This is a genomic window from Kovacikia sp. CALU 1929 (assembly GCF_056784235.1).
On record NZ_JBXBCF010000097.1, the window covers coordinates 113,279 to 125,281 of the forward strand.

Genomic DNA, 12,003 nt, shown 5'->3' on the forward strand with positions numbered 1-12,003 from the left:
TCTATGTATTCCATAGGCGGATTGTGACCATCCGGATTGATTTTGTGGAAAGATTTAAAGAGATAGGGGTTTTTTTAAATTTTTAGTAACCTTTCGGGGCAGGATCCGTGTATTTCAGTGGCTCGTGTCATGATTCAGTAAGAAATTGATAAAGCCTATCTGCTTGAGTCAGTGCATTTACCGAATTTTACGAAAAGCCCCAGATCGAGGTTGTAGAGTGTAGTAAGCAGCCTGTCATAACCTACGATGCAAAACGATACGAATCAATGGCGCTGCGGCACCTTAAAAAGGGCAACCTGGATCTTAGAGTTTTAGCGATCGCGCTTCTACCTGATGCGCTGATTTTTTGGTTGTCTAGGTAAGGGTCAGAAATCGCCTAAAATCGACTGAAAAGCTTGTAAGGTAATGTTCTCGGAGTGTAGCGGTGACCCAGGAATTTCACATTTCTGTGACTCCAATTGGGGATGATGAATATCTGGTGCGAACGGAACGGGTTGCACCAGGGGTGCCGTTGGCGGAAGAACAGGTCAGGTGGCCCGTCCAGGAATGGCTAGAGCGGGCATCTTTATTAATGAATGATCCGCTAACTGGCTTGCTTCGAGGAGATGCCATCCCTTCCTTCACCGATACTTTACAAAGCACTTTCAACCATTCTTCAGATGTTCAGTCTCAACGTTCAACTAACTTAATTTCCCTGGGGCAACATCTTTATAATGCCCTCTTCCAGGGAACGATTCGGGATAGCTGGATGACGGCTCAAGGTATCGCTCAGCATCGGCAGGAGATTCTTCGACTACGGCTTGGTTTGAAGGATCATCGTCTGCCCCGCTTACCCTGGGAAGTTCTCCATGCGGGCGATCGCCCCCTGGCAACGGGAACAGATGTGCTGTTCTCCCGCTATAACTCCAGCTTTGCAGCCATTTCATCATTCCAATTTCAGCCGGTATCAGTCGTTGAACCAGGACAGGCACTCAAAATTTTGCTAGTGTTAGCCGCTCCCAGCGACCAGGAAGTTTTGGCACTGAAGCAAGAAGCCCTGCACCTGCAAGAAGAGTTAGAGGATCTTCAGAATGGGAGTCGGAATGGTCGGTTCCCTGATATTGAACTCACCATTCTGGAGCAACCGGGACGGGAACAACTCACCCAGGCGTTAGAGCATAACCATTACCAGGTCTTGCACTATGCAGGACATAGCAACCTGGGCAGTGATGGTGGCAAGCTCTACCTGGTGAGCAACAAAACTGGGCTAACGGAATCAGTTAGTGGCGATGACCTGGCGGGGTTACTGGTTAATAACGGCATCCGAATGGCTGTGTTTAACTCTTGCCGGGGGGCATATACAGCGACGGCTGAGTCCAGTTCAGAGGTTGGGGAAGGAAACCTGGCAGAAGCGCTGGTTAAGCGAGGTATTCCGGCGGTACTGGCAATGGCAGAGCGCATTCCCGATGATGTAGCGCTCAATTTGAGCCGATTATTCTACCGTAACCTGAAGCAGCTTTATCCCATCGATTTAAGCCTGAGCCGCGCCCGTCAAGGACTGCTTTCATCCTATGGTTCTGACCAGATGTATTGGGCGTTGCCCATCCTCTATTTGCAGCCTGAGTTTAATGGATATCTACAACCGCCATCAGAGAGTGCAGACAGACTCCTATCTATCGCATCGTTTGGTTCTGCTTCTGAAGAGCCAGCCCTAACGGAATATGCTTGGAGCGACCATGCTGCGTTGGAAGACGATGACATTCTCGATAGAGAGTCATTCCCTGAGCCTGATGCTTTTGGGGCTGAAGAGTTGGATGCCCAAGAGTTTGATGTTGAAGGGTTGGATGCTCCAGGATTTGATGCTGAAGGGCGGGACGACGCGCTAAGTGAAGGGTATCTAGACACGGCAGATCTGGGTGAGGCAGATCTGGAGGAAGACACCAGCTCAGAGATGTTTGACTTGGAGAAGGTGACTTCTTCAGGATTTAGCTTAACCAGGTTGGGTGCTGATGAATTTGGCACGGATGAATTTGACCCCGAATTTGATTCCTTTGATGATGACTCCCTGTTGGACCCGGAAGATCTGGAGTTTGACGATCCAGAGTACCAGCCTGAACTGGAAATCGCTCAACTGGTGCAGCAGCTTTCCCAAAGCTCGTCCAGACAGGTTGTTCCAGCTCCGCCCCTGCCCACGACTGCTACTGAAAGCTTGCCTCCAGAGGAGGATATTCATTCAGTAGATTCTCACGTCGTTCTAGATCCGTCTGCCGATATTGCGCCTGCGGTGATTCCCACGCCTAACCGGGTGGCAGCAACCGTGGAAACGGAAGCCCCTACCTTGATTGAGCAGGCAGATGATGGGTCAGTCTACCTGGAACTGGAGCGGCTTTGGGCGGAAACCGGCAAACCCACTGAGGCGATCGCCACCTGTAACCGGGCAATTCAAGCAAATCCGACTAACTCAGAGGCTTATGATCACTTGGGGCTGACGCTCTGTGGACAGGGTTATCTATCTGAAGCGATCGCAGCTTACCAGCAGGCAATTCGGATTAACCCTTCCCTGGCAGAGGCGCACAACCACCTCGGTCTGGCACTTTACCAGCAGGGCAATGTCAGGGAGGCAATTCGGGCATACAGTCGGGCAATTCAACTCAACCCGATGCTGAAAGAAGCTCGACAAAACCTGGACGTTGCTCTCCGTAAGCAAGGGGTTCATCTGTCCCCAGACCAGTTGAACCTTGACCCTGAACCCATAGAAACTCGCCCTTCGGTGGTAGAGATCCGTCCTCCGGTGGCACAGCCTGCCAATGGGATCGGTACAAATGGCGATATTGCAGAAATGGCTCTGCCAATGCCATCGAACCAGATTCCCTTTCAGCAAATGCTAGACTTTCCCCGCACATCCTATGCCCGTGCAAGGGCGGTTTCCCTGGGACAGTCCACCCGATCGCTGCTTTGGGCGGGAGCGGGAGCCATTAGTATTACAGCGATCGTCATGGGTGTCTGGTTTTCCCGCAATTACATCGATAGCTCATTATTTCGCCTGCCTCTGTTTCAGCCCCCGATTACGAATGTTGAAAAGACCGACGAGCAGACCGATAGTACGGAAACCGTTGCTGCCCTTGCCACCAGGCAATTGAACCGGGGAGACATTCTGGGAGCAGAATCGTCCATTCAGACCTTGTTGGATCGGGGTGCGCTAGCTCAAGCGGTGGCTGCGATGACTCCAGTCCTTAGTGAAAAGACCGATAATCCTACGCTTAACTTCTTAATGGGGCGTGCTGTGTGGCAGTATGCCATGACCGGCAACCGGGACTACAGCATTGAAGATGCCCGTCGTTATTGGGAAACTGCCAACCGACGAGAACCAACTCCCCAGCGGCAAAATGCTCTGGGATTCGCTGCTTACGCAGCCGGCGATCTGAATAATGCCAGACATGCGTGGCTACGTGCCCTGGAACTGGCAGGGGAAGGATCTGCGAGTCAAATAGGAACTAAAAAAGCCAATCCCCGCCTATTCCTATGAAGCTTTAACGGCTCGTGCTGGTATAGCACTGGTACTGGTCAAACAGTCAGAAAATCAATCTGCCGAAGAGCGCAACCGTAATCGCAGTCAGGCGGCTCAATTGCGCCAGAAAGTCCTCACCGATGATCCTGCCAATTTCCAACCGGATGCTTTAAGCAAAAATTGGATGTGGTCAGCCCAGGCAGTTGAGGACTGGAAGACAGTGATGAGCCTGAAGTAAGTCCTTCAGGTTGGGTTGAGTTCGTTTAGCAGAAACCGATTTCCCTATCAGCAGAATAGTTTGGTTTACTGGCAACTTGGTTGTCTAGTTTTGTAGCAACTCCATCGTCATTAATGATGCAACTTTTGTGCCAAATGGAATGGCATTGAGATCGACTTGAAAGTTAGGGTTGTGGTTTGAGAAAGGAACCGTTTTACCTTCTGCCCTGGCTTTCGCAAACAAAGCAGGATCGGCAATACCGACGAAGACAAAGCTGAACTGAATATTTTTATGATCGCCCTTGAGCTGATGGATATCTTCTGAGCCTGTAGTGCCGGGAAAGTCAGCGATCAGTTTGTTGGACCCAACGAAACTCGCTAATTGAGGATTGATGCGATCAATCAATTCTTTGTCATTTACCAGTGGAGGTGAGCCGCCTTTTGCTGTCAGGGTTGGCAGTTGATCCTCTGGCATCCCATAGGCACGCGCGATCGATTGGTTGACAGAGACAATTCCTTTCAGCATCGTTTCCCGGACTTCTGGTTTGAACGATCGCAAACTGAGTTTCAGCAAGGCTTCTTCCGGAATCACATTATTGGCTTCCCCGGACTGAAATGAGCCAACGGTAATCACAGCGGCTTCTTGAGGGTCGATCGCCCGCGCTACGATCGCTTGATATTGGACGATTGCATTCGCAGCCATGAGAATGGGATCTTTTGCCAGATGGGGTGAGGAACCGTGACCTCCCACCCCTTTGAATACAATATCAATCGGATCACTCCCTGCCATTCGGGGTCCTGGGGCGCTGGCAATGAACCCTGTGGGACCGGGGGCACTGTGCATTCCGAGCAAATAATCAGGCACAGGCACTCCATGGCGGGTGTAAAGACCATCTTCAACCATTGCTCTGGCTCCCGCAACCCCTTCTTCTGCGGGCTGCCCGACTAAAATCAGCGTCCCTTTCCAGTCCGACTTCAATGCCACCATTGCCTTTGCCAGACCCAGCATCCAGGTTGTATGGGAATCATGACCACAGGCGTGCATCACTGGGGTCTCTACGCCATTTGGGAGCGTTGCCCGTCTAGTGCTGGCATAGGGCAATCCAGTCGTTTCTTCTACGGGCAATGCATCCATATCCGCCCGATACATCACCTTGGGACCATCCCCATTTCGCAAAATGCCCACGACTCCGGTTTTACCAATCCCGGTTTTGACTTCGTAGCCCAATGCCTTTAGTTCCTTTGCCACGATCGCCGCTGTACGGGTTTCGTTGAATTGCAATTCAGGGTTTTGATGAATGTCTTTGAAAATGTTGATCAGGCGATCACCATCTTGATCAACTTCAGCCATCAAGCGATCAAAGTAAGCAGGTTTTGTGGCAGGTGTACCCGTAAAAGGCTGTTGCGCTTGAGCGGGATGCAAACCCAAAAGCGGTATGGTCAAAACCAGGAGCAGGTTAGTTGCAATTATGCCCAAAGCTAGAATGATCCCTTGCTTCAGCCATTGCTTAAGGGCAAACTTACGAAAGGACAGCATTGTCTTTATTCCTCACATCAATTAGGGGGAGCAATCAAGCAAAAGGGGGACATTACCAGAAGTGTTCTCAGAAGGTTGTTTCTTCAACCCAATTGCAGCAGATAAAGAACTCGACCCTAGCATCATCAACGGCTGAACTAATACCTGTGGATTGTATTGAGACAAGGTGTGTAGAACGACCGATGCACAACACGGACAGAGGAATGGTTCCATAGAAGTCATCAGATTCCAAGTAAAAATATTACGATTTTACGCGAAAATAGTGTAATTGAAATATCAATGGTTGCTCTGAAAATAAGTGCGATCGCATCCTCGCGCCGTAGGTTGGGTTTAGCCTACGAAACCCAACACCCATAGGCTTTGCAGCAATCAGTGATTGTATGAATAAGAGTGTAATTATACAGTTGAATCTCACCCTTTTGCGTGTTGGTGATGTTGGGTTTCCTGTCGTCAACCCAAGCTACAAGAATCATCTCACGGCTTAAGCCAGCAATTTCCTTTACATCCAGGAGGAGAGCGATCGCTGCTTGCGAATATCCATCGCGTCTGCCAGACTCGCTTCATTCCAATCCAGCGGGTGGTTTTGTTCGGGGGGAATCACCGTCACCGGAACAGGGGCTGCTCCTCTACGGGGAATAGGTTGAGGACGGCGCTTCCGCTGACGACGGGGATTTAATGAACCGAAGGCTGCACCCGAAGGTTGAGGGCGGGAAGTTGGAGAAGTTGGAGGAGAACGAAATTCATTCTCTACGAATGGTCTCAAACGCTTGCTTGGACGCTTGCCGTGGGTAGAAGGACGATTCCCCGCGTCAGCAGGACGGGGCGAGGGGGAATATCGACCCGAACGACGGGGTCTGGATAGCTTGTGAGTCCGCTCAGTCTGGGAAATGCGTTGGGAAACCAGGATTGAACCCGCTGTACAGGTGATGGCAAGTGCACCAAATAGCCAGAACGGTACCCGATTCTGTCGTCCAGAAGTTTGGACATTTTCTGAACTGGTGCTAGAACCAAATGAAGCGCTAGAAGCACGACGACCGGGCAATCCAGGGCTAACCAGACCGCTGACCGCGATCGCAGCAACCAGTAGAACTGACAACCAAATCCCTGCCCAAAACAGGAGGGGATAATCTTCCACAAGCTGAGACACGCTCTCGATAGCAAGCTTTTTCATCCCAGATGGGCTGATTTCATCGTCGGGTATAGGCGGTGTCGGGTGCATTTGGTAGGTGCTGCTGGGAGTGGTTCTCCAATATGATCGGCTCAGACGTATGAGACGTTACCCCGATTTTACTCATACTCACCAAAATGCAGCACTCAGTCAAAGGAAATTAATGGAATTTTGTTAGTGGGGTTTGGGATGGTTAGGCGAAATTGGGAACAGGTTGGAGGTCAAGGCGATTATGCAACGGCTATAAACCTGGCATAGCGTGTAGGGTAGACTGTGGGAGATGGAGCGATCGCAGCAACTATACCTCACTACAACGCGCTGAATTTTAACAAAAATGCGCCTGTGGGATATTAGCTCAAAGTCATGCCAACCCTACATTTTGCTTCCAAACTGTTCCCTAAACTCTTTATTCGGCGTTGCTGATTTTGGGTATGAACTAGAAGTTGTATAAATTGAAACTTTGCTCCAATTTATACTGCTATTCAGCATTATCCTTTATTCAAGCTCTACAGCATTGACCTCTACTGTGCTTGCATTGGAGGTAGATGCAGCATTCGTAGGAATGCCCTGATCTGTCTTGCTGTTTTGACCTGATTTCAAACGTTCAAGCAGAATCTGGGACAACTCAGCCACAAGTAGCGAAGCAATAATGCCATCGTCAATCCATCCTATGATCGGCAGAAAGTCCGGTGCAATATCAATCGGGCTGAGTAGATAAAGGAACGTGCCCAGAATAATCCACCAGCGGTATTTGGGGTTGCGAATGACGCTACGGTACCAGTTGTAAATTGACTCAATCGAATTTTTCATTGTTTAGCCCTCTATTCATCTCCTATCCTGGCAAGTCTCTTCATAGACCTCCAGTGTGGATATCCTGTCCAAGGCAGGAGAGAAAACTGCACTATAGCTGGTGACAGCTATTCGGTGACAGGTGTTAAAGGGAGAAAGGAGTGAGGCAGGGTTCTACGGTTCCTGATTTGTCCTAGCTCTAATGGCTAACCGCTATAAGCTTTACAGGCGGATACGCTTTATCTTTTGCCCTTCGCCCTGGCTGGACAGGGGATGCCAAACTTATGTCGCAGGCTATTAGCTCGACTTCGACCCCGCCGCCCGTCGGGTACGCTCAATAAACATCCGTGCTGGGATGACGCTGGTTGCCAGCCCACTGCCATCCTCCAATAATCCTTTGTTAATACCAATCATTTCTCCCTGGGCGTTTAGTAATGGTCCGCCAGAGTTGCCGGGCTGAAGCAAACCAGGACTTATTTGCAGACTGCCATGTTTGGTGATCTTGGTAAAGGTGCCCTTGGTAAAGGTCCCTGCCTGTCCGCCAGGACTACCGATCGCATAAACTCTCTGACCGGGTTTAAGATTCATTTTGCCTACCATGCGTACAGTCGGAAGGGATTCTTTGGTTTCTAGCTGAACCAGTGCCAGGTCATATTGCATATCCACGGATGTCACCCACCCCTTGTAGGTTTTGCCCCCGGCAGTTTTGACCTTTACCTGCGGTGAACTCCAGATCACATGCTTATTGGTCAGCACCCATCCTTCTGGTTTGATGATGATTCCCGAACCAATTTCTCTGCCGCTGTAGATTGTGACCACAGCAGGATTCACGGTTTGAAAAATTTCGTCAGCAATTTGCTGTTCGCTCTTGGGCGGAGCCGACTGGGGGTTCCCTGCTTGCAGCTCTGAATTGCTGGCTGATGGGGATTGTTTGGGATTTCCCAAATCCGTCAGTACCTGAGTTGCCGTCTTAATACCTGGAACAGCAACAATTAGCAAGAGGGAGGTAAGGCAAAGCAGCCAATATCGAAGTTTCATATCCAGGAAAATGATGTACATTTAGCTAGCGTTAGCGTCCGTCTGAATGGCAACACCGATCGCTTCCTTTGATTAAACACAGTATTCTTCTTTATGCAAGATGATTTTTAACTACAAAAGCACCTTCCTCATAGCAATTGTTGGGCTTGGTTTAGGAACAGGGATCAGTGGCTGTTCCGTCTCTTCAATGCCGTTTTTGGGAGAGCAGCCCACCGCTTCCAGTGCGTCTCCTTCTCCCATAGCGGCTACTTCCCCCGCCGCCTCGACCGAAACCGCTGCCTCCCCATCGCCTTCGCCTGCTCAGAAACCCAAACCACCATCCAGACCGCCTCTGACGGTGGAAAAGCTTAAGAATACCGAATATTATATTCTGGCAGATGGCCCTGTGAAGTTGGCTAAGGGCACCTTTACAGATGGCAAAAAACGGGTCTTTACTTTGGGAGAGCCTGTCTCCTACGGAGATTTGAACCGGGATGGGATTAAGGATGCGATCGCACCCCTGACCATCAATATTGACGGCAGGAAGTTCACCTATCTGGTCGGTGTGATCAACGAAAAGGGTGAACCCAGACACGCTTCCGCAGAATTTCTGGGTGAACGGGCTAAGGTTAAAACTCTATCTGCGAATGCCGGAAAGATCACCGTCAAGATGGACAAATACAGTTCGGGTGATCCAGATGGATCTCCCAGCCAGACAGTTACCAGAGAATACTCTTTCAAGCCGTTTAAGTCAGTCGAAGAAGAAAAGAAAGAAAAGGATAAGGCGAAGGACGACAAGTCTAAGGATAAAAAGCCTGAAGCCAATAAGTCCTCGGCAGATAAAAAAGAGGAAACAAAATCATCGCCTGCTCCAAAAGCCTCTCCCAAAAGTTAGTAACTTTGTGATCTTGATCCCAAGGTCAACGATTCCGCTTTGTTCTATGCGCTGGGTGGGTTTTTGCAGCGGAGGGAGGCGTGCGATAGCCCCCTAGAGGGCGTTGGGATACCTCCAGGGTTCCAGAATCACCGTTTTAGCGATCGCCCAGTGGAAGGCAATGGCAGATCGGGAAGCGATTATTGATTTGCATGAGTCACCCCCTTTGTTAGTTGTGGAAGTGGTCAGCGAGTCAACAAAACCGGCAGACTACCGTGCCAAAGTACAGTGAATATAGTGTTTTAGAAATTCCTGAGTATTGGATTGTTGACCCGTTACAGGGGAAAGTGACAATCTGCCAATTATATGAAGGTCGTTATGATGAGACTGTTTTTTTAGGGGAAGGTGTGATTCAGTCCCCTACGTTTCCAGAATTGCCCCTAACAGTGGCTCAAGTGTTGACAGGAAAGCGGTAAAGGGTTCACAAGCTCCCTGTTTGCTGATTTTTTAGTCCTTACCGAGCAATCGCTTAGATGTCTTCCGGGTCAATGACTTGTGAAGGCTGGTCGCTTGTTTTCGTAACTTCAACAGTTTCCTTCTTATGGAAGTGAATTCCCAGAATGATGTCGTAGACGAAGCCAAAAAAATCTTTCGTGGTCTGGAGTAACCCTAAGGACTGGTGGGACCCTTTGGCATCCAGTAAGGGCTTGGTGGCAAAATACGCCCGTTCGTAGTTATACCAGGGAATTGAGGGCCATAGGTGATGAACTAGGTGGTAATTCTGCCCCATAATCATCAGGTTCAAAATCCGACTAGGGTAAACTCTGGCATTTTTCCAGCGATCGCGTTCCTTAAATGGGCGATGGGGCAGGTAATCAAAAAATAAGCCCAATTCCCATCCCACAATTGCCAGAGGAACAAACCAAAAATTAAAAATATAACCAATAAACCCGTACTGGTAGCCCAGAAAGACGATGGTTGCCAGAATCGAGCGGGCAATTACCCATTCCAGCAATTCATACTTACGCCAGAGCTGGCGCTGGAAAAAATAAATTTCGTGATAGAAAAAGCGTGCATTGATCAACCATAGGGGTCCCATCGTAGAAACCACATGATCGGGATCGTTTTTCGGATCGTTCACATTCGCGTGGTGCTGCATGTGCACGCGGGTAAACACGGGAAAGGAAAAGCACAACATTTGAGCACTGCCGTGACCCAGGATCGCGTTAACAATCCGGTTGCGGTGAGCAGCACTATGGCAAGCATCATGGATGACAGTGCCAACCAGATGCAGTGCCAGCAAATTCATAACAAACGAACACCACTGATACCAATGCCAGCAAAAGTAACCAAAGGTTGAAACGGTCGCCAAAGCGATCGCTGCCAGGAATATTAGCAGCGTCGGGTTGAAATCACGGGGAGGACCTAACAACTCCTTGGGCACCGTCAGGGGCTTCACTGCCTCCGACATTTATAATCCTGCTCCTCTTCTCAATCACCACAGCGTAGTATACGCTACTCCATTGCGCAAAATAAAGTTTTGTGAAATTAGCTCATCTAATCGAATCGGGTGGTTGTTAGAAGGAACGCTGAGGGGTGGGGTTGAGTGGATGAGGCGTTAGTTGTCAAGTGGACGGCAAAGGGGAACTTTCAAGGCACTTGTGTCGTCACAAGTGATTAGAGGAGTTACAGTTCGGGGTTCTCATCGGCAAATTTTCTGATGCCCCCTCAGAAGCCAGATTGCTATGACAGATGGGTAGAATCTCGACCTTGTGGTGTTGTTTTTTTAGCATGGAACTTTGAGCTGCGCCCTAGTGCAGTCCCTCAGAGTCTATTGTTTTCAAGTCTGGTTCGCTCATTCACTGACCTATCTAGAGGTGATTTTCATGGCTTTACGGGGGTTTAGACCGCATATCAGTCCGGTAGTTATCCTTTTTAAGGGGATAGGCATGTCGCTGGGGTTAGCGGCAATGGTGGGTAGTAACAGCGCGATCGCCAGTCCGCTGTTTCCCAGTGCTGCCCAATCTACTCAAACTGCCCAACAAACCCAGAGAGGAGAAGAACCGGCTTCACCCGATGATGTGATTGTTGATACGGGTTCCTCAACTACTTCCACACCGGGTAGTGGAGCACCGAATACGTTGGCAAATACCCGGTTTACCTGCCAGTACACTGGTGGGCAGTACGTTGTTATGTATCATCCGGAGAGTCAGCCAGGACAGTCCTACCCGTGGGCAAACCCGAACACGATGGGTGGGGGATGGACTCCAGAACGGCGCTGTGGGGAGATCAGCCGTCGGCTAGAGGTTTACCGGCCGGATGGATTGCTGGAGATGCAGACAGCCATAGAGAATGGCTATAACACGGTATGTGTGACAACTCAAAAGGTTTCAGGCTGTCGCATTGTGCTAACCGTTCCCCCCGGTCAAGATCCGACCATCACTCGCGATCGCGTCTTCCAAAACTTGACCGTTGCCGATAGCGGACAGCGAACTGATGCCGTTAATACCTTTGTCGAAGGCGGACGGGGAACGGGAATTCTGAATGATCTGGGTAACATGCTGAACATCGATTTACCCAATCTGGGCGGAGCTAACCTGGGTGGGCGTTCCAGCAACTCTAGTGGGATTGATCTACGTCCCTTCCTGGATCGGGCAGACGGTGGAACAGGTACCTACCTGCGCGGTGGTACGCCAGGTCGTCCGGCTCCCCGATTAAATCCAGATCGATTCCGTTAGGGAGATGATTTCCAGCAAATTAGTGAGGCTATCTGTCAGAACAATGGCACTGACTTAAAACAGAAATCCCTATTTACCTTGTTCTCCAGGCTCAGCCTGGGAATACTGACTGAGAGGCTCTGCCTCTATCAGTACTAGAGGCAGAGCCTCCAGGGTTGCCATTCCAAGGCAGAGCCT

General features: G+C 49.8%; 10 protein-coding genes. 5 read left to right on the forward strand and 5 right to left on the reverse strand.

Annotation, left to right across the window (positions count from 1 at the left end; genetic code table 11):
- Positions 1–424 precede the first annotated feature (424 nt).
- On the forward strand, positions 425–3,505 hold the full coding sequence (locus AC1S52_RS27260; RefSeq protein ID WP_482032190.1) for a CHAT domain-containing protein: 3,081 nt from the start codon (positions 425–427) through the stop codon (positions 3,503–3,505).
- A gap of 304 nt (positions 3,506–3,809) precedes the next feature.
- Here the strand turns inward: AC1S52_RS27260 and AC1S52_RS27265 are convergent, their stop codons facing one another.
- From AC1S52_RS27265 to AC1S52_RS27280, 4 genes are all read right to left on the reverse strand, one after another.
- Entirely contained in the window at positions 3,810–5,240 is a 1,431-nt protein-coding gene (locus tag AC1S52_RS27265) for an amidohydrolase (RefSeq protein WP_482032191.1), read from the reverse strand.
- Positions 5,241–5,739: 499 nt separating this feature from the next.
- Positions 5,740–6,459 (reverse strand): hypothetical protein, encoded by a 720-nt coding sequence (locus AC1S52_RS27270; protein ID WP_482032192.1) that lies wholly within the window; start codon positions 6,457–6,459, stop codon positions 5,740–5,742.
- 444 nt (positions 6,460–6,903) lie between these two features.
- On the reverse strand, positions 6,904–7,218 hold the full coding sequence (locus AC1S52_RS27275) for a YkvA family protein (RefSeq protein ID WP_482032193.1): 315 nt from the start codon (positions 7,216–7,218) through the stop codon (positions 6,904–6,906).
- Between the two features lie 276 nt (positions 7,219–7,494).
- On the reverse strand, positions 7,495–8,235 hold the full coding sequence (locus AC1S52_RS27280) for a S1C family serine protease (RefSeq protein WP_482032194.1): 741 nt from the start codon (positions 8,233–8,235) through the stop codon (positions 7,495–7,497).
- Between the two features lie 187 nt (positions 8,236–8,422).
- On the opposite strand from AC1S52_RS27280, the gene AC1S52_RS27285 reads away from it, so the two are divergent.
- The 3 genes from AC1S52_RS27285 to AC1S52_RS27295 all read left to right on the forward strand — a co-directional run bounded on the left by AC1S52_RS27285 (position 8,423) and on the right by AC1S52_RS27295 (position 9,564).
- Positions 8,423–9,109: a hypothetical protein gene (locus AC1S52_RS27285; protein WP_482032195.1), complete on the forward strand. Its 687-nt coding sequence runs from the start codon at positions 8,423–8,425 to the stop codon at positions 9,107–9,109.
- 103 nt (positions 9,110–9,212) lie between these two features.
- The gene (locus tag AC1S52_RS27290) at positions 9,213–9,380 is read left to right on the forward strand and encodes a hypothetical protein (RefSeq protein ID WP_482032196.1); all 168 of its coding nucleotides are present in this window, start codon (positions 9,213–9,215) and stop codon (positions 9,378–9,380) included.
- Positions 9,364–9,564, forward strand: coding sequence for a Uma2 family endonuclease (locus AC1S52_RS27295; protein WP_482032197.1), 201 nt, complete (start codon positions 9,364–9,366; stop codon positions 9,562–9,564). The genes AC1S52_RS27290 and AC1S52_RS27295 overlap by 17 nt, the downstream gene beginning before the upstream one ends.
- Positions 9,565–9,617: 53 nt before the next feature.
- On the opposite strand, the gene crtR is transcribed toward AC1S52_RS27295, so the two are convergent.
- Positions 9,618–10,559 carry a beta-carotene hydroxylase gene (gene crtR, locus AC1S52_RS27300; protein WP_482032198.1) on the reverse strand — a complete coding sequence of 314 codons (942 nt, stop codon included), beginning with the start codon at positions 10,557–10,559 and terminating at the stop codon, positions 9,618–9,620.
- Positions 10,560–11,037: 478 nt separating this feature from the next.
- On the opposite strand from crtR, the gene AC1S52_RS27305 reads away from it, so the two are divergent.
- The gene (locus AC1S52_RS27305; RefSeq protein WP_482032199.1) at positions 11,038–11,826 is read left to right on the forward strand and encodes a COP23 domain-containing protein; all 789 of its coding nucleotides are present in this window, start codon (positions 11,038–11,040) and stop codon (positions 11,824–11,826) included.
- The last annotated feature ends 177 nt before the right edge of the window (positions 11,827–12,003 follow it).

Bases quoted from the DNA above. Each gene is read 5' to 3' on its own strand.
- AC1S52_RS27265 (WP_482032191.1), bottom strand. From the start codon at position 5,240: ATGCTGTCCTTTCGTAAGTTTGCCCTTAAGCAATGGCTGAAGCAAGGG.
- AC1S52_RS27285 (WP_482032195.1), top strand. From the start codon at position 8,423: ATGCCGTTTTTGGGAGAGCAGCCCACCGCTTCCAGTGCGTCTCCTTCT.
- crtR (WP_482032198.1), bottom strand. From the start codon at position 10,559: ATGTCGGAGGCAGTGAAGCCCCTGACGGTGCCCAAGGAGTTGTTAGGT.
- AC1S52_RS27305 (WP_482032199.1), top strand. From the start codon at position 11,038: ATGTCGCTGGGGTTAGCGGCAATGGTGGGTAGTAACAGCGCGATCGCC.
- AC1S52_RS27270 (WP_482032192.1), bottom strand. From the start codon at position 6,459: ATGCACCCGACACCGCCTATACCCGACGATGAAATCAGCCCATCTGGG.
- AC1S52_RS27280 (WP_482032194.1), bottom strand. From the start codon at position 8,235: ATGAAACTTCGATATTGGCTGCTTTGCCTTACCTCCCTCTTGCTAATT.
- AC1S52_RS27275 (WP_482032193.1), bottom strand. From the start codon at position 7,218: ATGAAAAATTCGATTGAGTCAATTTACAACTGGTACCGTAGCGTCATT.